Genomic DNA, 21139 nt, shown 5'->3' with positions numbered 1-21139 from the left:
GCTTAACTATCCTTTATTGCACTGCTAAATACCTCTCTGACTTCTTCATTAGGAATATAAGTTTCATTCGTCCTGGAATCAAATCCCAAATACCCCATATGAATCAAGGCCGTCAAAACATCATCCTTTGATGAAAAACTAGTCAGATCATTTTGGAATGTACTAACATCAACCTGAATCTTTTCTCCTGAAAGCATATGGATGACTGCTTCTTTAAGTCCGTCTTTATTTAGTCCAATGTAATCATTTAGTTGTCTGAATCCTGCAGTATTTTTCCAATAGGATTCGACTTTATTAAAAGTAATAGCATCTACTATAGAATTTGGATTGTACATATGAACATAGGATCTGGTTCTGTCCGCATTAAGCGTTTCCATTTCATACCCATCGTACCATTTCTCTATTTTTTCTAATTCCATATCATACTTTTCCAGGTATGGCTCTATTTCCTTTCTTGTAAATCCAAAGTATGGCGCCAGATTTTTGGGCGAAATCATTGTATATTCGCTAAAATTGTTCATCGCAGATTCGCCATCATATTTTTTTATAGGCAAAATTCCTGTGATATATCCCAAAGCAACGAACTTTTTAGCTTCCTCCGTTTTAAAAAAGCCACGAAGATATTTTAAATAATACTCTATTAGTTTGTTATCATCTTTTGCATCACGAATAATACAGTCCCATTCATCAATAATAATAATGAATCCTATTCCATCTTTCTTCCAGACTTTTTCGATAGCTTTAGGAACGGAAGTAATCGTCTCATCTATTATATCTGAATGTTCCTCCTTAAATTCATTCAGCACAGTATCATTCATGTTGTCGACAGGATTTTCACCCTCTTTTGCGTCATTCAAGAAAGTAGACATGTCAATATGAAGGACATGATATTTGTTCAGGTGAATATCAAAGTTCTCTTTCTTACTGATTTCTAAACTCTGAAACAGTTGTCTGGAATCACAACCAAGACTATAATACGCATCCAGCATTCCTGCTGCCATAGATTTGCCAAATCTCCTAGGACGGCTAACTGCGAAAAAGCACTTCTCTTTTCCAATATTCGAATTCAATATATCAAGTAATCCGGTTTTATCTATATATATATCAGATTTGATAGCTTTTACAAAGCTCTCACTTCCTGGATCCAGGTACATTCCCATTAGGTATAATCTGCCTTCCTTTTAATGTTATTACATCTAAAGTAATATTATAAACATAGTTAGTAGAGTGTTCAATTCAGTTTAGTTAACTTGATAGTTCTCCTCTTGTTTTGTTCATTCGAAGATATACCTATAAATTCTTAATAATGTATAGATTCCTGTTTTCCTCAGAAAAACGGGAATCGTATTGGACCAGGTCCTCGCGAAGCGAGGGGCGTGTCCTGCCGAAGGCAGGATTTTTGCGGGCGATTTCCGCTTTTGCCCACAAAAAGTCATCATTTTTGTATTATAAAAGCGCAGCCTATGCTGCGCTTAATTTTCCTGTTTATGCTTGTTTTAACTGTAATTCCTGAATCTGTTCAGAGTGCTTTGTAACTACATTCTCTATTATACCTATTCTGGATATATTCTTATCGAATTCATCAGATTTATTTATGTATCTGTTTGATGCGTCTAAATAACATTGCTCCATATGTGTAAGTCTGGGAATAATATTGTTTTCCAGTAAATCCACTTTGATTATTTTTATGTCTGACTCTACATTATCCATACGAGTTTCAAGACCACCTATGCGAGTTTCAAGACCACCTATGCGATTTTCCAGACCACTTATACGGCTATCCAAACCGCTTACATGATTATCTAATCCACCTATGTGATCTTCTAACCCACTTACGTGTTCTTCTAGTCCACTTATTCCTTCATTTACTTCATTCCTGACTATCGTAGTTATTGCTTTTAAATCTTCTGCTGTTAAAGTCACTTTTTCACCTCCTTATCATAATATTCTTTTGCTTTCTCAGGTGAAAGTTTATACAGCTTTTGTAATTTAGCTAAAATTACATCCTCTGCTATGCCATCTTCAAGCTTATCTTCAATAAATATCTGTATTCCTTGCTCTACTGCCTGTTCCTTTTCTTTTTCTATATCATCTTTCATAAGTTCTCTCAATGCATCACACATAGTCGATTCCCTCCTTATTCTCTCATATAGCTCATAGTTGGCCGATACACTAACCTGTAAAATAGCATCCACGTTTATCTGATCTGCCTTATTGTTGATTGCAGTTGAATCATTGATAAACTTTCTTATAATAGTTTCATTTGCATTTTTAGTCATTATCTTTAGCGCTAAAAAAGTCTCATCTTCTAATTCATCAACAACGATAATCTGAGTAGGGATATTTATAATTCCATTAACATAATACACACCTTTACTATTCTCTTCAACCAAAGCTCCTAATTTGCTAAGTATCTTAAAGAGCTTATAAGGGTGTTTATGTCTAAATATTGATATCGACATGTTCGAAACATCAATTTGATTGACTCTTTCACCATATCCTTTGTAAAAGCATGCATATCCAATAGTTTTATAAAAGTCATCTATTGTAAGGTTATCCTCAGGACTTTTATACTCCACTATATTGTATGTACTGAATATTCTGCCTATAGCATTGTTGATTATGATCTTACTATTCTTTTTTATAATCAACAGATCCATTTTTATAGGCTCTTTAGCAAGCGTATGTTCCGGGGTGAATTTTAGTATTTGTCTGTATTGACGCAATCCAAATTCCATGCCTGCATAAAATCCCGGATGCCATTTAATGTTATTTCCTTCTTCCATCTTTCCTCCTTTATGATTATTTCGATTCAAATAACCATAAAGGACGAAGAATTAATCAGATTTACTCACTACTAAAATAAGCAATAAGCAGAACAAAACTTCATACAACAATCCCCAATAATCTGTAGTATACATGGAACTATTTGAGCGATTTGCCCGGATACCTTTATGGCATTTGAACAGTAATCATATTATCTTTTAACTTTGCTGTTGTCAAGTTGTATTTTGATTACGCATTTTGACCGAGCTTCGCCACATCACATCAACCTTTTGATGTAACTACCTCCCCTTCAATATGTCCACATCCTTGGCACCGTCAGTATAACCGCCCTGATACCTACAATGCTTCATAAAAATATCTAACAGCTGACTGCCTGCATTACATCTAAAAATACCTATCTTCAAGCCCTGCTGCCTGCTTTATTTCTTTAAAAATACCTACCAGCCTTGCTGCTGCCTTCGAATTCCCATGAATTTTTCTACGACTTTTGCCATAGCAATTGATTCCTGGGATGTCAGTTTGTAATCTTTACCGCTTGTTTTATTAATCTTGCCAATAAATTCTGCTATTTCATATCTAAATCCACTTCCACCGATGAATGGTGAGTCATAGTGGTCTACCTTATCAGGATCCTCGTATCTCACGTCAAAACTCTGAATGAGCCACCAGGGAGATTGAGCAATTATGTATCCTTCTGTCCCTGATATTACAAGTTGTCCTTCAGACTTTACCCCGGCTCCGGTTTTTGATGTAGCCATTCGATCTTTGTATAAAAACTGTACTCGCGTGAATCTGTCAATTCCGCCTTCACCTAGAATAGAATCAATCCTTATGTCTTCGTATTCTGTGCCAAATAGTTTAAATATCGGAAGCAATGTATAGCTTCCATATTCCATGAAAGCCCCACCATATTTTGCATCTGACATTTCTCTGGAATTCTTTATGCCTATTCGTGTAAAACATGCATCTATGTCACAAATATCTCCTATGCTCCCGTTTGTAGCCACTGTAAGGAGTTGCTGAAATCCCGGAAGATACGCAGCCCTGATTCCTTCCATCAGGACTACTCCATGATCATGGGCAAGTCCGTAAAGCTCTACTGCTTCATCATAAGTAAAGGTCATTGGTTTTTCACACAGTACATGTTTGTCCGCCAATATAGCCTTCCTGACATAGTCTGCATGGGTTTCGTTAGGCGATGCTATATATACTGCATCTATTTCATTTAAAAATTCATCAAAATAATCTGAAAAAGTAAGAACCGGATAGTTAACAGCAAAATTGCTAAGACTTATCTCATCCGGATTGTATGCCGCTACTGCTTCCACACCTGAAACATATTTGGTCTCGTCTATAAATCTTATTGCTATTCTGCCTGTCCCAACAATTCCCAGCTTGATCAGCCTCATTCTGTCATGTCTTAGGAAGGTAGATGATATATTGGGGGTTCTCTCAAGATAGACCACATTGCAGTATTTTTTCAGGTAATCAAATTTTCCTTCCCAGTCAGACCCAAGCACAAAGGTATCAATTCCATATTTCTGAATATCTTCAACCTTTTGCCCCACATGGTCTTCAACTATGATTTCATCTGCAAAGCCTGTGTGACGCACATTTTCTATTCTGGTCATTATTGAGTCAACCAGATTAAGTTTTCCTCTTTGCCTGTCAAAATGTTCTGTGGTCACACCCACAATAAGATAATCTCCAAGTGCCTTTGCACGTTCGAGAATCCTATAATGTCCTTCATGAAATAAATCAAATGAACCGTAGGTTATGACCTTTTTCATTGGCGTGCCCTCTACCCTATATCACAGTTACTACTGATTCTTATGAGTTTTCACTGCTTTATCCACAAGAATACTTATTACTTCTTATATATATCGGACCATCTTTAGATTTTTATAATATTTTGAGTTATATTACTTTGACATCATCTGCTCTAAGCTCTATTCTTGCGGTAGTCCCATACATTTCAAATGAAGAAATCACGGTTCTGTGCTTCGCATCTACTTTTTCTACTGTAAAGATCTGTTCACCATATATTCCGGTTTCATCGACGACTTTATCGCCAACGTGGATTCCGATATCTATAGCTACAGTTCCTGTAAGCACATCTCCTTTATTGTTTTCATCGTTGTCGAATATATCTAACTGCCTTTGCAATTGCGGAAGAGTGGGATCATCATCTGTCCATAAGCCAAATCGTACTTTTCTCTTTTTTTCGAACATTTCTGCTTCAACTACGGCCATTCTATGACGCATTTCCAATTTGGTTATATGATCTTTGTAATTTGCCAAAGGCCCCACAATTTTATCTATTCTTCCATTTTTAGCCATATGAACATAGCTAACATGCATCATTCCATCCGTAAAAAGTGTCTGAAGGAATTCTCTATCCTTATCCCCAATTGGTATGAATAACTTAGTCCCATCATCTTCCACGGTTCCAAGGAGTTTGGTGAATTCCGGGACCTTCTTTAAATTCTCAAATATGTTCTGTGGATTATCACTTTCAACAAATATATATCCCGGGAAAAGCCTTCTGAAATATATGTTACACTTACCACCACTTCTTCTTACTTCTTCATAAAGTGGCACAAAACATTTCCCTTTCAGGTCATTGCCGCTCCGGTTTTCTATTAGTAGTCTAAGCTCGTGTTCATCACCGCTCTTGACCTGAACCACGTACCAGGTGTCTGCCATTTATGTCCCTCATCTGTCCTTCAGCATTTTTTCAAAGACTTCTGCCCGTGCTACTGCCTCGCACTTCTCTCGATTAAGTAGTTCTTCTATATCATTGTGACAGTTATTATGTTCTACGCCTTTCGGTATCTCTCCTGTGTCATGACTAATTCTTTTACAAAATTCCTTAAATTCGTATCTTAAGCCATCCCCTTCAAATTCACATTCATACTTCTCAATTTGTTTCGGGTCTTCATGGCGTACTTCAAAATATCTTGTAAGCCACCAGGGTGATGGAATGAGTATGTATCCTCTTGTCCCTGATATCAGTAGTTGGCCTTCACTTTTAACAGTTAGTCCTGTCTTTGCTGTGGCAAATTTATTTTCATATTTAAATATAGCTTTTGTGTAGCCGTCCACACCCTCACCATGCTTAACAGGAATTGAATGAAAAAACACTTGCCTATAGTCTGTGCCCAGAAATCTAAATATCGGAAGCATAGTATAACTGCCAAATTCCGTGAACGCCCCACCATTTGTTATGTCAGTAAGTTCTCTTACATTTCCATCTGTAAGTCTTGTAAATGCTGCTTCTACGTCAATTACGCTGCCGATAGCACCACTTTTTACTACCTCTTCAAGTTTCTGAAATCCGGGACAATAAGCTGTTTTTATAGCTTCCATCAAAATAATGTTGTTAGTTACAGCTATTTCATAAAGATTTCTGATTTCACTGCCGCTTAGTACCATTGGTTTTTCACAGAGCACGTGCTTTTTCTTTGTCAGTGCTTTTCTAGCATATTCATAATGTGTTCCGTGCGGCGAAGCAATGTAAATCGCATCAACACTTTCAAGGAATTCATCTATATCAGCATATGCGTGATCAATATTATATTTTTTTGCAAATTCTTCTGCGTGTTCTTTATTGGGATTAAATACAGAAAAAAGACAGAGGTCTTCAACCTCTTTTATTTCATTAACGGCTCTACCGGCAATTCTTCCGGTACCGATCATGCCAAGTTGTATCATTTTCTCCCCTCAATCGAAAACGCTAACATACCATAATATAAAAACCACCGCATAGCAGCTTCATATTTCATCTCTGCTTTACGGTGGTTAATAATTCTATTAATTTGTTTCTGACTGTTGTTCTTTTTTCTTTGCAATATTACATCTAAGCAATCCTGTAAAGCAAAAATCAAATTTGAAGTTGTCACGGTGCAAACTTTAAAAAATATAATAATATTATACCATAGTTTTCACAAAATTCTTGAAATTATATGGAAATTTTTAAAGTCATGTACAAATTCAATACGCTGACCGAAATTGTATATCAACTTTTCGTTTTTCATCACATCACAGCCTAATTCTAAATCACTGCCATTCTAGCTTCTACAATTTTTATCATATCTTCCTTCATTTTTTCCGGTAAATATGAGAATCCTATCTCATTAATGATTACATCTTTTGCACCCTTGATTTTACCGATCAAGTTTGTTGCCACTCTTTCCGTAAGTCCAAAATTGTCAGCAAGTATCATCCAGTCCTTTTTCCTGATATTTCTTTTTTTACCATTTAATGACAATGCCATTTGATCCAGATCTTCCGGAAGAAGTAGGTTCACTGGTAATAAATCATATGCAGGTGATAAACCATATATTCTATTTCCAGGAGCATTTTCGATAAGTGAAAAATTCTTCAAATGCATATCGGAATTACCGGTCACAAAACAAAACAAGAGTCTATAATATAGCTCTGCCAAATCAATTCCAATATTTTGTGAATATTTTTTTATAACTTTTCCGCAGTTTTCATAGGAGCCTCTATATTTGTCACTTGTCATTCTTTCAGAAAGTTGGCAAAAGTCCTCCATAGCCAGCATTTTGCTCTTATTTCTGTCAACTCTTTTAGTAATATAGGTGTAACTGCCATCTGTCTTGATAAGTGCGCAAGGTACTGTTTTTATACCCATAGCCTCGGCCATCTTCATTACCATGAACTCTGCCTCGGGCAGATACTTATAAATCGCAGATTGCGGTTTAATGATATATCCTGCTGGATAATCTATTACAGTCAGTTTGGATACTCCGGCATCTCTGCTTAAATGAACAGATAGTTTCTTCTGGACTCCGGGAATAGTAAGCCCTTTATTTACAGCTGCATCTGCCATTTTCTCTAATGTTTCATCATCAATATCCAATTCCGGAAGATGTTCTGTACCAAAGAATTTTTTTACACATTTCTTATGCCATCCTATTCTTACCGACTCCGCATCTGCAATATTTATTTCCTTATTACAGCATAAACATCTCATTCAACAGCCTCCACACAGACATCTCCTATACAGTCACGGCACGATGCAAGCATTAACCCAAATCTATCCTTACTGTCTACCTTCCAATTCCGCTCTACAACATTTAAAAGCCACCCCTCTGGTATGAGCCCATCAAAAAAAGGGAATAAGACATTTGATTTATACTCTTCACTTTGCAAAGGTAGTGTCAAGCTTACGGCTAATGCTCCTTCATTTTGTAAATATGACTCATAGTATTTGAACAAGTAACCATCATCCTCTTCGGATATTTCTCCCACCGGAATTCCCTGAACATAAACCTTGCCTCTTCTACTCATAATTTTTCACCTGTAAATATTTTCAATCAAACATCTATATCGCGCGATAATTCCCCTGGGACTGCTTCCATTCCAAACATGGCGAGTGCCTGGTTAACTTTGTCCATGCGTACGGTCTCTTTTCCCTGTTCAAGTTCACGCACAAATCTAAGCCCAAGACCTGCACGTAGTGCAAATTCTTCCTGAGTTAAACCTGCCTTTTTTCGTTCTGTTTTTATATATTCTGCTATTTTATTCATAATACAAATTTACACCCTATAAGGTATAATTTCAACTCATACTAGTTATTTTATACCTTATTGGGTGTAATATTGACATTTTGTATTATTTTATACCCTTTGGGGTATATTTTTCCTTTTCCTCGAATTTCATCCTCGGCCATCTTCATTTCCATACTCTGTCTCAGACAAATCCCTTTCACATTATCAAATCCTTCATATCACAGCCTAAAGCCTTACTAAGTTGCAAAACAGTTTCTGCCTGGCTTTTCCTTATATCTCTTTGTCTTTGCTCAAAAAGTTGAATCTGTCTTAGTGATACTCCGGATTTAATCGATAATTCTTTTTGTGATATTCCCAGTCTGGTTCTATAACGTTTCAAAGCAGTATCAGGATAATATGTTTGCAGTTTGTAATCTAGCTCTTCAACAAACTTCATAATATCCATTTCATGAAAAACAGGATACATTCTCAATAATTCAGAAAAATGCACAGCCTTCAAAATATAGGAAAAATGCAAATCTCTAACCCACTGATAGTAGGAAAGTACCCATCCTCCCCAATACTCAGGGCTTCTGTCAATATACATTTTATCCTGCGGTATAGGTACATTATAACCTGCAGTTTCTAAAACCAACCTGACTATCTCAGGGCCGGTTTTCCCGGCTACATAGGTAGGATTTCCCTTTTCCATCTGGATGGCAATTGGTGAAATTGCAAACATACCGGCATATTTATCCGCATCTATACCAACTTCATTAATTGCAAAATCAAACATATGTCCCATTATGTTCTGTGCAGATTCGATATACATTTCATCGTAAGCGTGGATCTCCATTTTGCATGCCCTCTCTCATAATATCCAACATATATAGTTCACTTATTTCAGAAGCAGAACGTTTTTCCTCACGATATTCTTTTCTGGCTCTGCCGTCCCTTTCCATTTTCTGATTGTAGTAAATATCAACATCTGCCTCATGACTACCAATATATTTTATATTTTCAAATGCCTTCTTACTTATTAGTACAATTTGTTCGCCAAGTTCTCCAAGATGCATAGCCCGTTTTAATTTTTCCAAGGAAATAGCACCTGCCACAAAATCCTGTGCAAAAGTAAAATATGAATCATCTGCCCTATAGCCTATGACAACATCTGCCTCAGACAAATCTACATAGAAATTATCCTGTAAATAATTCTTTGCATCCGCAGAAATACTACTGTTTTGCCAATATGTTCTATGCTTGGTCAGAACTGCCAGCCAGTTAAGAATGTTATAAGGTTCTTCATTTAAGTTAAGAATTTTTAATCCATCCATCTCTAACTCATATTCATTAGCATACCCACTGTTCCCCCTGCCACAAGCCCATTCCTTAGCCAGTTCAAGGCTTCTTGTACAGTAGAATCCTCTGCCATAATCATTTTTCATACTGCCAAGTCCATACTCCGGCATTTCAATTATATGATCTGATCCATGGTAAATTGTCTCTTTCATAATATACTTTCTCCTTTAGCAGTATTATATCGCCACAGCGATATTTATTTCAAGACTTCCATGTATTCTTAACACTCCGTTATGCACGCTTACCAGATAAAAGGTTCTCTTCTTTTCTGTTGTGAGGAGATTTGCAGGTACTGTCACAGTTGCCTTTATACTTTTCCCATTAAGATCGCTAAGCTTCCTCTTATAGCAATTTGCCAGTTGGAAAAACATTGAAAAATCAAGATACATTCCAGCTGTTGCATCATTTAGTACTTTAGCCTCCTGCTCAACTTTCTGCCTGTTATCATATAGGAAATCCAACGGAATTTCCTATATGATAAAAGAGGCGCCCTCCATCATGGAGAGCGCCCCAGCATAATTGATTTTGATTGAATTTAGTTTTAAGTGCGTTTGCTTTGCGAGCTTTTCGTAACACATCCGAATCAGATTCGAAATGATATCATCAGGTTTTCTCAGCTTAACCCTGAAGGAGTGACATAACACCCTGTGTGCTCTGGTTAGCCTGAGCCAGCATTGACTGTCCTGCCTGTGCGAGGATGTTGTTCTTGCTGTAGGTAACCATCTCATCTGCCATATCTGTATCACGGATTCTGGATTCAGCTGCTGTTGTATTCTCAACTACGTTATCCAGGTTCTTGATTGTATGCTCAAGTCTGTTCTGTACTGCACCGAGTTCTGATCTCTGCTCTGATACCTGCTTAAGGGCATCTTCTATAGCATCGATTGCATATGTTGCTGCAATTCCTGTAGAATCTGCTACTGTAAGATTCTGGATTCCAAGAGAAGCTGCTGTCATAGGCTTAATTCTTACTCCTATCTTGTTAGTCATATCTGCATCAGATCCTACATGGAGACTGATTCCAAGATCTTTTGCAACCTGAGCTGTTGATTTAGAGATACTGAATACATATGTGCCGCCTTTTGCTCCAACATATCCGGTAAGTCTGGTCTTTCCATCATCAGCCTTGGTCCATCTTGCATTCTTCTCGTTAGGATCTCTGTTGAATACATCATCAACACCGTTAATGAGATCGCCTGTATCTTTTATACCGCCTGTATATGTTCCGGTAGTATCTGCATAAGCTGCTGTTCTTGTAGGTTTAAGAGTAACTTTTACTTCACTGAGTTTAGAAGGATCTACGCCTACTCTGTTAGCCTGTACAAGTGCATCCATAACCTTTGAGACTGCTGTACTTACATGGATATTCTTATCAAGTGTTTCATCTACAGCGGTTCTTGGCCACTCTGAGTCACCATCTGATACGGATACGATTGTTCCATCCTTAACCTTAGCCTTGATTTCTTCAACTGAGAATTCCTGCTCACCAAACTTGAAAACAACTTCTGTATGAGTTGAAGAATCAAGTGCAGTTACATATGATGTTCCATCTATTACAACTGTCTGCTTAATCATTGAAGCCCTTGCATAAGCTACAGATGTTATTCCATCAGTTCTGGTTCCAGGAGGATTATTTGACCATTCGCCGTTTCTATTCTGAATCTTATCCTTCCAGGATTCGATCTCATTACCATTCTTATCATAGGATGTATATGTTGTGATTCCATCCTTCTCAGTTTTTTCAATCTTATCGTATTCATATGCATTCTTTCCAGCCGGAGGATTCTCAATTCCATCTGGCCACATCTGACTTCTGGACTCAACGCTAAATCCGTCAGCTGCTATGTTTGCTACTCTTTGAATTGCCTGCTGGATACTTGCTATACTATCATCGTCTGTGTATACGTGATATTCTTTTCCAGCGATCTTTACGTTACTGTCGTCTTTGATATCCATTCTGAAGGATGCCTTAATACCTGCATCTCCGAGAACTCCTTCAAGACCTGCGTCATGCGCTTTCATATATACATTATGAAAACCTGTTGATCCTTTAAGAAGGTAGGTTTCATTAAATTTCGTAGTCTCTGCAACGCGGTCGATTTCTGTTGTGAGCTGCTGTATCTCATTCTGTATTGAAATACGATCTGTCTCACTGTTGGTTCCGTTTGCTGCCTGAACTGCCAGCTCATTCATTCTCTGGAGCATATCGTGTACTTCTGTAAGTGCACCTTCTGCTGTCTGTACGGAACTTACACCATCGTCTGCGTTTGTTGATGCTCTATCAAGACCTCTCATCTGCTTTCTCATTTTTTCTGAAATTGAAAGTCCTGCTGCATCATCTGCTGCCCTATTTATTTTATAACCTGAGGAAAGTTTTTCAGAAGATTTTGCCTGACCACCTGTTGTAATGCCAAGCATTCTATTAGAATTCATCGCCGTCATATTATGCTGGATAACCATATTATACCTCCATGTGGGTGCAGTTCATCCTATAATCCGTATAGTCAGAGACTGCCTGCTTGATAAAAAAATTCAAATTAAAAAGTTTCTTATTAAGTTGAGTGCGCTCCCACATCGATCATCCTTGACGATGTTTGTATTTGTTTTTACACTCTATATATCGTTCGGTTTTTCGATTACTTAACCCCTTCTTTGAAATTTTTTTGATTTTTTATTTCAAAAATGCAAAAACAAAAATACAAAAAGCTCAAAATCGCAGTATCCATGCGGCTTTGAGCTTTTATACAAATGAATAAAAAAATTCAAAAATTTGAAATTTTACCCTTGCACAATCAGTTAATATAGTATGCCAATCATAAATTTGTTCTAATATTATTTCACTCTAAGCATTAATTGCTTCCAAAATTGTCTCTTTTAAACTGTCACAGTTTTCCGGAAGATGAGAAAAATAATTTATTGCTGTTTCAAAAACCGGTATAGCTTCCTCATTTGTTCTGATAACAAACTGATAATCAGGTATTGAATACACATCCTCCACCCAAAACTCCTCCAAAAGAGCATTTACCGTTTTTAGGTAAATTTCACGTCTGAGATTATCAAGTCTATCCAGCTTTTTCTTGTTTTTTCTGTCATTTATATCCTGATATTTACACACCTTCAGCAATTGTTCACATAGAGTCGTTATTTCTGACGCATTTTTCTTTATCATATCCAGGTCAGTGCACCAAGCTTTAAGCTCCTCAACCGTTTCCTTATATTCATCCTCTGTCTGAGCCCTTGGAATATTTCTTATCATCTCAGGCAGATTATAGGTTTCTGAACTCAATTCATCAGCAACTTCTTCCAATGTCTTAACTTCTGATCCTCGAATAAGTGCGCCCCCTTCAGTTGCATCAATAACGTGAAGCTCAGGATTAAGTTTTATTCTCCGCTCAAAGAAATCCCTGAATTCTCTCCACATTCCGCAGGAAATAACTGTGCCTCCCAAAGCCCCCGGAAGCTCAACTATCTTTGACTTTTTCGCATCATCCCCACCGGATTCCAAATCATCCGCGTGGTGTTTCCCATCCAGATATGCCATATCCTGACCAATCAGAATTATAGTCTTTATTCCCAGTTTTTCACAGGCTACAAAACACGCACCAGACACATTTCCTCCAAGGTCCAGTCCTTCTAAATCCGCCTCAACCCTCTCTCCAAACAATTCATTCTCATAATGAAGAGCATGAAAATATATGCACCGTCCTCTAAATAATTCCTGTGCCTCACTATTTGCCTGCATGGAACACAAAAGTGGTATATTATCTGCTACCTTATATTTTAAAAATGAAGGATCCTTTACCGGCTCAGCTGATAAAACTACATCTGGCTCAATACCATGCGCATCAAGAACACCAAGTGCTCTGTCACTGCACATGATAAATGCATGCCCTTTTATCTTTTTCAGAACATCCACATTTTTACTAAGTGATGGTCCAGCAGAAACTATCACTGCAGGTATATCAGCCGGTAATACCGCTCTTAAATCCCTTAAAATAGCTGCATCTCTCATATGAGTCCAGGCATATATTCTGCATCTAAGGCTTGCTCTTCCACGCTCTCTCTGGTAATTGCGCTGTCCACTCATAATTCCGGACACTGCTTCACAGCTATCCAAAAACTGCTTATCTTCTACATAAAATGGCGTTTTTATCCCTTCTGTCTCTGAATTGAATGTAACAACGTCCATCATTGCGCTGTTAACATACAATCCTCTCTGTTTTTCATTTACGAAGAGACTCACCCTACTATCATTTATTAGATCAACAATATCTATGAATCCACAGATAAATGAAAACAGGCTCTCCTGAGGTTCAAACACATAAAACATAGTGTCAGGCCGCATTTTTCGTATCAGTGCCCGCAGATGATATCCTGCTCCGAAACCAAAAAAAAGAACTGTTGTCCTTCTATTTATAAATTCAAATTTCTCGCACCAACGCTGGGCTTCATAATCCGGGTCATACTCACTGTTCATTCTAAGATCACTGCCATCGGGCGTTGCTCCCTTAATAAAAAGGATGGGGTCGCCATTTTTCGCGAGTTCCATCCTGTAATCATTGTCTTCATTCGCAGCAATCTGTGGCCTGAACCCATATCGTTTTTCAAATGCCTTGAAGTTCTTTTCTCTTATTTCTTCGCTCTTTTGAATCATATTCCTTATTTAATCCATTCCTCTATCTGTTTATTCAGATCATGATGCATTATATCCGCTGCCAATATCAGGTCACCTGCTTCATTAGCAGCTGCGAGTTTCCCAAAATCTGCCTGCCACCTCTGTAATTGAACTGCATTATTGGAATCTATCTTGCCGCTCTGTACCAGTAATTCTGTAAACATAACAAGCTGCTTCATAACAGGTGCAATCATTTCGGCTCCACCTGGTTTTCTCTGGTAAATAGTGTCTGCAGCCTTATCATTATTTTTTATTACCTGTCTTCCCAATTCTTTTAAACTTGCCATAACCATCACCGCATTAAATCGTCTAACATTTCATTTAATATACTGAAAATTATACCATGTCGTTACAACTATTGAAAAGAGCCCTCCCTTTCGGGAGAGCTCTCTTTATGGTGTACTTAATGTACTTTAGTAATTTGCTAACTAAATTAGCCGAGGAGTGAAAGAACACCCTGGTTGCTCTGATTAGCCTGTGCAAGCATAGACTGACCAGCCTGAGCAAGAATATTGTTCTTGCTGTAGGAAACCATCTCGGAAGCCATGTCTGTATCACGGATACGGGACTCAGCTGCTGTGGTATTCTCTACTACGTTATCAACGTTCTTAATTGTGTGCTCTAAGCGGTTCTGAACCGCACCAAGTGCGGATCTCTGGTTAGATACATTCTTGATAGCATCTTCGATAGCATCGATTGCATATGTAGCGGCAACACCTGTGCTGTCTACTACATTCAGATTCTGTACGCCGAGGTTCTTAGCGCTCATGGCCTCTACGTTGATCATGATCTTATTGGTCATATCAGCGTCAGCACCTACATGGAGCTGAAGTCCAAGATCCTTGGAAACCTTTGCGAAGCTCTTCTGGATAGAGAATGTAATCTTCTGTGAAGATTTGTTGATTTCATCATCCTTAAGACCAGTTCTGCCAGTGCCACTATCCTTTGTAAGGTTAACCTTTACCTTACTCTGGTTACTTGCATCAACGCCAATCTGGTTAGCCTGCTTAAGAGCAGATGCCATCTTATTTGCTGCCGTAGCAACAGAGATGTTCTTATCAAGTGATGTATCAACTGCCTGACGAGTACCCTTTGTGAGCTCATTGCCATTCTCATCAGTGATGGAAACCTTCGCACCATCAACGATTTTAGCCTTCATCTGCTCAACTGTGAACTCTTCGTCACCATACTTGAAGATATCATTCTTTACAACAGATGTGCCATCTGACTTAGTCGTCATTGCCTTCTGCTGTGCAGCTGTCAATTTATTTGCAGAAATACCAACACTGAATTTAGCCTCAGTTCCATCAGCATTTTTGAGTGTTGTTCCATCTGCATCTTTAAGAGTAATCTTTCCATCAGAGTCTGGCTGAGCCTTTGCAATCTGATCATTTATGTAGTTTGTATTAGCTTCATAACTCTTAGATGCAACATAAGTTGTTCCATTGATTGATACAGATGCAGTATTTCCGGCATCCTGTCCCAGCTTGATATCTTTCTGCAGCTTATCGATATCATCTTGTGCCTTCTCGTATACGTGGTAATCTTTTCCTGCAATCTTAACATCAGTATTAGCATCGATGGTTGTTGTGAATGTAGCTGTCTTTCCTGCATCAAGACCATCTGCAAGTGTTCCATCAAGACCAGCGTCATGACCTACCATGTACTTATCTCTGTAACCAGTAGCGCCCTTAAGCAAATATGTCTCGTTGAACTTGGTTGTCTCTGCAACGCGGTCGATCTCGGTTGTCAGCTGATCGATCTCGTCCTGGATGGACTGACGGTCATTTGTGCTGTTTGTTCCGTTAGCTGCCTGAACTGCAAGTTCATTCATTCTCTGCAGCATATCGTGTACTTCTGTGAGTGCACCTTCTGCTGTCTGTACAGAACTAACACCATCCTGAGCGTTTGTTGAAGCACGATCCAGACCTCTGATCTGCTTTCTCATCTTTTCGGATATTGATAACCCTGCTGCATCATCTGCTGCGCGGTTAATCTGATAACCTGATGAGAGTTTCTCGGCTGACTTTGACTGTGAACCAGTTGTTACTCCGAGCATTCTGTTAGCGTTCATCGCTGTCACGTTGTGTTGTACTACCATAATATACCTCCTTGTTTGTGTACGCGGCAAATCCTTTTGCCGTAGTAAAAAATGAATTTTGTATCAGATTCGGATATACATCTGAGCAGGTTCCTAGGCTACTTCTCAATGCCTATCCTACTATATACACTAATGCATCTTTCTGCGTTCCGTGCCACATAATAAATGCATATGTGTTCTTACATACATTATATCGGACGGACTATCATAAAGTTAACCCCTATTTTCAAAAAAAATATAAATTATTTATAAATTAAAATAAAGTCCTTCCCATTTTTATCGTTTTCATAAATAGTCAAACCATCAAAATGATGGTGCGTAAAGCAATTTTTACAATCATTTTGATGGTTTTATAAATAATTAGCTAATTTCTATTTTTCTTCTTTTTTGCTCTTCAAATATTCATATATAGGATATTTTGTTATATATTCCTCTTTTCCCCATACTATCTCTATCTGTGCACCCTTCCCGGTATCTGAATTAATGAGGATCGGTGCATTGAGATTAGCAGTCATATTTGTAATATCCTCAGGAACAGTAATTGTAACAAGCAGAAGTAAATTCTCCTCTGTAAGTGGCTCAAGAAGCTCAACGTCACTTTCCTCAATCTGAGGATTATAATCCGGTTTAATCGTAAGAGGATCTATAACAGGTAATGCAATATCAGGATCATCCATAGATTGTAAATACCACAATGCACCTACAGGCTTCTTGCTGTCATGGATAAGTGCGAATTTTTGAAGATCAGGGAATCCCACAAGCCCAAAGGGCATTGTTATAATCTTACTATTCTCGATATCCACTTCTCCAAAAATCCTGGTATTTACTTTCATTTTCTCTCCCTCCTACTATAAATATTGGCACGATTACTCCGTAATCCTTCACGTTTCAGTTTATCATATTTTCGCTAACTTTAAAACGAATTTGCCAAAATCTCTTTTCCTCAATCATTCTTCTGTAATTAAGAAGATTCTCCCTGATATGTTGTGGATTATCATCAGGTGCTATCTGATATCCCGGAATTACGGGAACAATCTTTGCAGCCAGTGAAGCTGTTATTGAATGATCACCACAGCTGATAATATACTCCGGTCTGAGTTCTCGTAATGTACCAAGTATTATCTTAAGCTCGTCAGGTGATGGCATCTTGTCATCACACTGAAAATAAGGTACTGATAGACCTCTCACAAAAACGCTGTTGGCATTTGCAAGGTACTGCATGGAATTATGCCCCTCTATTCCAAAGAGCGGCACCACATTTGTAACCGGCAGCAGATCATTAGTATTTATTATGAAAACATTCTGGCACATACTTATCATAATCTCCTGTGCTATGAGATTAGTGATATGTGTCTCCCTGTGGGTATCAGTTAAATACTGCTGTGTCAGAATAACTGTCTGTCCTGCATTTCTTTGGGATAATTTCAGATAACTTCCAAAGTTACCTAATATATCTGCATAATATTGTTTACTTCTTTTATAAATTTTATGGAATAATCTGTCTGATTCAAACGTAATGATGTAAGGCTTTTGATATGATAGATATCTTGCCTGCATTAATAAGAAAAATCTATATCGTTCATCAATGCGCATGCCATCTACATAAGAAAGGAATTCTGTGTAAAATTCCTTACTCTCAGTAAGGCGCACCATTAAATGAAGATATGCTACATGACGCAGCATATCCGGTGTATCTTCCGTTGGAAGAAAATAGATACTTTTTCTGATACGCTCAGCAAGCTCTCTCTTACCTTCAGGCGAGAGCGCTCCGCTGATTATCCTTGCCCCGATCTGTAACATTTCATCAAAGCACTCTGTAATATCCTCACATAAAAGTATCTCTACTATTCTATTTTCGTATTCCTTTACAATCGGAAATTCATTCACATTATCACCTAGTTCTTCGTATCATAGAACTGAGGCGGTGTAATCCTGGATTTGTTCATCGTAAGATAATAATCAAGAGCTGCCTGTGAAGATCTTCGGCCCTGATTCATTTTATCCCTGGCCATACTAAAATAACTTTTTGCCAACGCTCTGTTGCGCTTTTCGCCAGCCTCTATTGAACTTGATAAATCAGTTATCTGCCTTATAAGATCCTGAAAAACAGCTATTTTTTCTTTATATTTATCTCTATTATCCTGAAGTTCAGCCTTTACACGTTCGTACAAGCTTTCAAATCCGTCATTTAGATTCTCAATCCGCCCTATCAGTTCGCCTTTGCGACTAATTGCTTCATCAAATCCTGCTTCATCAAATGCTACTGTACTTTCCAGTATTTCTTTCTGAGCCTCATTTTCCTTAATTATATCTTCAAGTACTTTTATTTTTTCCCTGAGGCTCTCTTCCATCATGTCCAGATATGACTCTGTCACTTTATCTTCCCCACTTTCTTCAGTCGTGTGATCCCCATTATTCCTCATCCGTCAGACAAGCTGACAAATACATTTAGCCATTTAAAAGCTACAGTTCTTTACGCCCCCGCAGGAACCGGTTTAGGTGCAGGTGCCTGCCCCTTAGCTATCTTGCAGGCCTCTACCCATGTATCACGCATGGTATGAATATGCTTATTTACCTCGTTCATGATCTCCATTGATTCTTCTCTATGAAGATCAGCTTCAACAAGCCTTTTCATGAGATAGTTATAAACATTTTCAAAATCCTTTGCAACAGGATATTTCATGTCGAGGGTATTGTTAAGGTAGTCTATTATGTTTTCTACCTTTAAAAGATATGTTGTAAACTTTCTTTCGTCATTATTCTCAAGCCCCATAATGGCAATATTGCAAAACTTTATGGCACCCTCATAAAGCATCAGAGTAAGTTCCTCAGGCTTAGCCTGCTGAATTCTTGTATTCTGATACTGATTCATTTGCTTCGCATAAGGATTCCTTGCTACCGGCATAGAATTCACCTCCGTGTTGTATCTTGTCGTTATACTTTTAGAAAACAATGTCTTCCTGTGGGCCAAAGAGAAAAAGCCCACAAGAATTCGAACTTTAAAATCAACCTGTTCCAAGCATTCCAGCCAGGGAATTAGTCTGCTCATTCAGCTTTGTCATAGCTTTTTCCATGTTAGAAAACTTCTTGTAATAGTTGTCTTCAACCTTTCCAAGTTTGTCCTGAGCTTCCTTGAGCTGGGTCTTATATTTATCTACCTGCTTCTTCATAGTTTTATCGTCATATAATGTATATGCACTTGAAAACTCGGTTGATTTCATAAGATCACCGATTTTACTGTACATATTTTTAGAAATCTGCTTAAAGAAGCTGCTTACAAGCGCAGAATTATTCTTTATCATCTCTTTTAATTTATCATCTTTTCCGCTTGTATACTCGTCATCCTCATCGCCGTCAATATGCCACTGGCCTCTGTCATTCTCTTCTGTCTCAAAATAGCTTCTCGTTGCGATTCCAAATGAAGCAAAAGATGTCTTAAAAGGTTTACCATTCTTATCAACTTCACCCATGTCAAAACTGCCGAGCATAATATTCTTCATCTCGCGCATAACACGTCCGATAGTTGCATCTTTTGAAAGAAGACCGTCCTCGATTTTCTTATTCCATTCATCGATTTCCTCTTCTGTCATGGATTCCTTCTGTTCAGCGGTAAGGATATCATATTCCTTATCACTCTCCGCATTGTAATATGTAGCCATCTCACCGATGAGTTCGTTATATTCCTTGAGGAATCCCTTAACCATATCATATACACCGCTGGTGTCATCTTCAGTTGTGAGGCTTATGTCTGAAGCTACCTGCTTGGCAGTAATTGTGAGACCATTGATATCAAACGTATTTGAATTGGACTTGTATTCGAGACCATTCAAAGTAATCTGAGCATCCTCACCGGCATTATATCTCATGTCATTGGAATTATTCATTCCCAGAGCAAAAATCACATTCATGTCTGTCGCACTATAGTCTATTGAAAAGCTTCCTGCTTCACCGGAAGTAGTTGATGTCAGATAGATACGTCCCTGATTTGAATCAAAATTTGCGTTTAAGCCATAGCCACTTTCAGATTTTACATCTTTGAATTTTGCAAGGGCTTCAGCAACTGTCTCTGATCCCTTAATTTCAATATCAACATATTCTCTTTCATCCTTGGCACCTGCCTCAGGCTCCGGCCCAAATCTTATGCGAACTTTATTTTTGATACTCTCATCTGTTGTTACAGATCCGTATCCTACCAGATTGTCAAGAGTAGTAGTATTGCTTACAGTTCCATCTCCCATCTTGGATTTAAGCTTAGAACTGGTCATATACGCACTACTTGCAAGTCTGTCTACTGACATTTTCTGCATACTGTTCATCGCAGATCCGCTGGTGGTAATGGAAACTGCATCATTATTAGAAGACGTTGTCGTCTTCTTTATATAGCTCGAATCAAAACGCATGTTACTCAGAGTCTTGTTGTAGAAACTTACTACCTTTTTGTTAAGGTCTTTCCACTTGTCCATCCTCATGTCATGCTTTTTTTGATCATTCTTTATTTTATCAACCTTTTTTGACTCTACCTTCGTAAGCTCGGTAACTATACTCTCTGTATCGAGCCCGGAAGCGAGTCCGGTTATTCTCATGGTCATATGGTGCTCCTTTCCCGGGTATATAAAATACTGCACTCTCTACATTCGCCAGAACCAGCTTGAAAAAAGCGCAGAATACCCCTTGCACGTTCTAAAACTGCTTTCAAAAGAA

The 21139-nt window shown here is 38.1% G+C and carries 21 protein-coding genes; all 21 read right to left on the bottom strand.

Annotated features, from left to right (window positions below; genetic code table 11):
* Window positions 1-2 precede the first annotated feature (2 nt).
* Window positions 3-1160, bottom strand: coding sequence for an AAA family ATPase (locus T501_RS02410; RefSeq protein WP_044913214.1), 1158 nt, complete (start codon window positions 1158-1160; stop codon window positions 3-5).
* Between the two features lie 325 nt (window positions 1161-1485).
* Window positions 1486-1923 (bottom strand): hypothetical protein, encoded by a 438-nt coding sequence (locus T501_RS02405; RefSeq protein WP_044913061.1) that lies wholly within the window; start codon window positions 1921-1923, stop codon window positions 1486-1488.
* The gene (locus T501_RS02400) at window positions 1920-2786 is read right to left on the bottom strand and encodes a hypothetical protein (RefSeq protein ID WP_044913060.1); all 867 of its coding nucleotides are present in this window, start codon (window positions 2784-2786) and stop codon (window positions 1920-1922) included. The genes T501_RS02405 and T501_RS02400 overlap by 4 nt, the downstream gene beginning before the upstream one ends.
* Before the next feature lie 438 nt (window positions 2787-3224).
* Window positions 3225-4577, bottom strand: a complete 1353-nt coding sequence (locus T501_RS02395) for a Gfo/Idh/MocA family oxidoreductase (protein WP_044913059.1) — start codon at window positions 4575-4577, stop codon at window positions 3225-3227.
* A 127-nt stretch (window positions 4578-4704) separates the two neighbouring features.
* A complete protein-coding gene (locus T501_RS02390; protein WP_044913058.1) occupies window positions 4705-5493 on the bottom strand; it encodes a transcription termination/antitermination NusG family protein in 789 nt (262 codons plus the stop codon).
* A 9-nt stretch (window positions 5494-5502) separates the two neighbouring features.
* Window positions 5503-6501 (bottom strand): Gfo/Idh/MocA family protein, encoded by a 999-nt coding sequence (locus T501_RS02385; protein WP_050008076.1) that lies wholly within the window; start codon window positions 6499-6501, stop codon window positions 5503-5505.
* Window positions 6502-6841: 340 nt separating this feature from the next.
* The gene (locus T501_RS02380; RefSeq protein ID WP_044913057.1) at window positions 6842-7786 is read right to left on the bottom strand and encodes a HipA domain-containing protein; all 945 of its coding nucleotides are present in this window, start codon (window positions 7784-7786) and stop codon (window positions 6842-6844) included.
* Complete coding sequence (locus T501_RS02375; RefSeq protein ID WP_044913056.1) at window positions 7783-8103, bottom strand: HipA N-terminal domain-containing protein; 321 nt, start codon at window positions 8101-8103, stop codon at window positions 7783-7785. Before T501_RS02375 ends, T501_RS02380 begins: the two co-directional genes overlap by 4 nt.
* 26 nt (window positions 8104-8129) lie before the next feature.
* Window positions 8130-8342: a type II toxin-antitoxin system Y4mF family antitoxin gene (locus T501_RS02370; protein ID WP_044913055.1), complete on the bottom strand. Its 213-nt coding sequence runs from the start codon at window positions 8340-8342 to the stop codon at window positions 8130-8132.
* Window positions 8343-8520: 178 nt separating this feature from the next.
* Entirely contained in the window at window positions 8521-9159 is a 639-nt protein-coding gene (locus T501_RS02365) for a helix-turn-helix domain-containing protein (protein WP_044913054.1), read from the bottom strand.
* Window positions 9137-9814, bottom strand: a complete 678-nt coding sequence (locus tag T501_RS02360; RefSeq protein ID WP_026509876.1) for a DUF3990 domain-containing protein — start codon at window positions 9812-9814, stop codon at window positions 9137-9139. The genes T501_RS02365 and T501_RS02360 overlap by 23 nt, the downstream gene beginning before the upstream one ends.
* Before the next feature lie 24 nt (window positions 9815-9838).
* A complete protein-coding gene (locus tag T501_RS02355) occupies window positions 9839-10123 on the bottom strand; it encodes a hypothetical protein (RefSeq protein WP_044913053.1) in 285 nt (94 codons plus the stop codon).
* Between the two features lie 157 nt (window positions 10124-10280).
* The gene (locus tag T501_RS20605) at window positions 10281-12122 is read right to left on the bottom strand and encodes a flagellin N-terminal helical domain-containing protein (protein ID WP_044913052.1); all 1842 of its coding nucleotides are present in this window, start codon (window positions 12120-12122) and stop codon (window positions 10281-10283) included.
* Between the two features lie 382 nt (window positions 12123-12504).
* A complete protein-coding gene (locus T501_RS02345) occupies window positions 12505-14316 on the bottom strand; it encodes a motility associated factor glycosyltransferase family protein (RefSeq protein ID WP_044913051.1) in 1812 nt (603 codons plus the stop codon).
* Window positions 14317-14321: 5 nt separating this feature from the next.
* Complete coding sequence (locus T501_RS02340) at window positions 14322-14624, bottom strand: hypothetical protein (RefSeq protein WP_044913050.1); 303 nt, start codon at window positions 14622-14624, stop codon at window positions 14322-14324.
* A 146-nt stretch (window positions 14625-14770) separates the two neighbouring features.
* Window positions 14771-16438, bottom strand: coding sequence for a flagellin N-terminal helical domain-containing protein (locus T501_RS22450; RefSeq protein ID WP_044913049.1), 1668 nt, complete (start codon window positions 16436-16438; stop codon window positions 14771-14773).
* Window positions 16439-16809: 371 nt separating this feature from the next.
* On the bottom strand, window positions 16810-17271 hold the full coding sequence (gene fliW / locus T501_RS02330; RefSeq protein WP_044913048.1) for a flagellar assembly protein FliW: 462 nt from the start codon (window positions 17269-17271) through the stop codon (window positions 16810-16812).
* Between the two features lie 55 nt (window positions 17272-17326).
* Entirely contained in the window at window positions 17327-18325 is a 999-nt protein-coding gene (locus T501_RS02325; protein WP_044913047.1) for a hypothetical protein, read from the bottom strand.
* Window positions 18326-18333: 8 nt separating this feature from the next.
* The gene (locus tag T501_RS02320) at window positions 18334-18861 is read right to left on the bottom strand and encodes a hypothetical protein (protein ID WP_155994768.1); all 528 of its coding nucleotides are present in this window, start codon (window positions 18859-18861) and stop codon (window positions 18334-18336) included.
* A 50-nt stretch (window positions 18862-18911) separates the two neighbouring features.
* Window positions 18912-19343 carry a flagellar export chaperone FliS gene (gene fliS / locus T501_RS02315; RefSeq protein WP_242845471.1) on the bottom strand — a complete coding sequence of 144 codons (432 nt, stop codon included), beginning with the start codon at window positions 19341-19343 and terminating at the stop codon, window positions 18912-18914.
* A 100-nt stretch (window positions 19344-19443) separates the two neighbouring features.
* Window positions 19444-21027, bottom strand: coding sequence for a flagellar filament capping protein FliD (gene fliD / locus T501_RS02310; RefSeq protein ID WP_044913044.1), 1584 nt, complete (start codon window positions 21025-21027; stop codon window positions 19444-19446).
* Between the last annotated feature and the right edge of the window lie 112 nt (window positions 21028-21139).

It is taken from the genome of Butyrivibrio sp. WCE2006 (assembly GCF_000701985.1).
In the GTDB taxonomy this organism is placed as follows: domain Bacteria; phylum Bacillota; class Clostridia; order Lachnospirales; family Lachnospiraceae; genus Butyrivibrio.
The sequence above is the reverse complement of the archived record's forward strand: the minus strand, read 5'-3'. Positions and strand labels throughout refer to the sequence as shown.

Bases quoted from the DNA above. Each gene is read 5' to 3' on its own strand.
- T501_RS02410 (WP_044913214.1), bottom strand. From the start codon at position 1,160: ATGGGAATGTACCTGGATCCAGGAAGTGAGAGCTTTGTAAAAGCTATC.
- T501_RS02400 (WP_044913060.1), bottom strand. From the start codon at position 2,786: ATGGAAGAAGGAAATAACATTAAATGGCATCCGGGATTTTATGCAGGC.
- T501_RS02395 (WP_044913059.1), bottom strand. From the start codon at position 4,577: ATGAAAAAGGTCATAACCTACGGTTCATTTGATTTATTTCATGAAGGA.
- T501_RS02390 (WP_044913058.1), bottom strand. From the start codon at position 5,493: ATGGCAGACACCTGGTACGTGGTTCAGGTCAAGAGCGGTGATGAACAC.
- T501_RS02385 (WP_050008076.1), bottom strand. From the start codon at position 6,501: ATGATACAACTTGGCATGATCGGTACCGGAAGAATTGCCGGTAGAGCC.
- T501_RS02380 (WP_044913057.1), bottom strand. From the start codon at position 7,786: ATGAGATGTTTATGCTGTAATAAGGAAATAAATATTGCAGATGCGGAG.
- T501_RS02375 (WP_044913056.1), bottom strand. From the start codon at position 8,103: ATGAGTAGAAGAGGCAAGGTTTATGTTCAGGGAATTCCGGTGGGAGAA.
- T501_RS02370 (WP_044913055.1), bottom strand. From the start codon at position 8,342: ATGAATAAAATAGCAGAATATATAAAAACAGAACGAAAAAAGGCAGGT.
- T501_RS02365 (WP_044913054.1), bottom strand. From the start codon at position 9,159: ATGGAGATCCACGCTTACGATGAAATGTATATCGAATCTGCACAGAAC.
- T501_RS02360 (WP_026509876.1), bottom strand. From the start codon at position 9,814: ATGAAAGAGACAATTTACCATGGATCAGATCATATAATTGAAATGCCG.
- T501_RS20605 (WP_044913052.1), bottom strand. From the start codon at position 12,122: ATGGTTATCCAGCATAATATGACGGCGATGAATTCTAATAGAATGCTT.
- T501_RS02345 (WP_044913051.1), bottom strand. From the start codon at position 14,316: ATGATTCAAAAGAGCGAAGAAATAAGAGAAAAGAACTTCAAGGCATTT.
- T501_RS02340 (WP_044913050.1), bottom strand. From the start codon at position 14,624: ATGGCAAGTTTAAAAGAATTGGGAAGACAGGTAATAAAAAATAATGAT.
- T501_RS22450 (WP_044913049.1), bottom strand. From the start codon at position 16,438: ATGGTAGTACAACACAACGTGACAGCGATGAACGCTAACAGAATGCTC.
- fliW (WP_044913048.1), bottom strand. From the start codon at position 17,271: ATGAAAGTAAATACCAGGATTTTTGGAGAAGTGGATATCGAGAATAGT.
- T501_RS02320 (WP_155994768.1), bottom strand. From the start codon at position 18,861: ATGAGGAATAATGGGGATCACACGACTGAAGAAAGTGGGGAAGATAAA.
- fliS (WP_242845471.1), bottom strand. From the start codon at position 19,343: ATGCCGGTAGCAAGGAATCCTTATGCGAAGCAAATGAATCAGTATCAG.
- fliD (WP_044913044.1), bottom strand. From the start codon at position 21,027: ATGACCATGAGAATAACCGGACTCGCTTCCGGGCTCGATACAGAGAGT.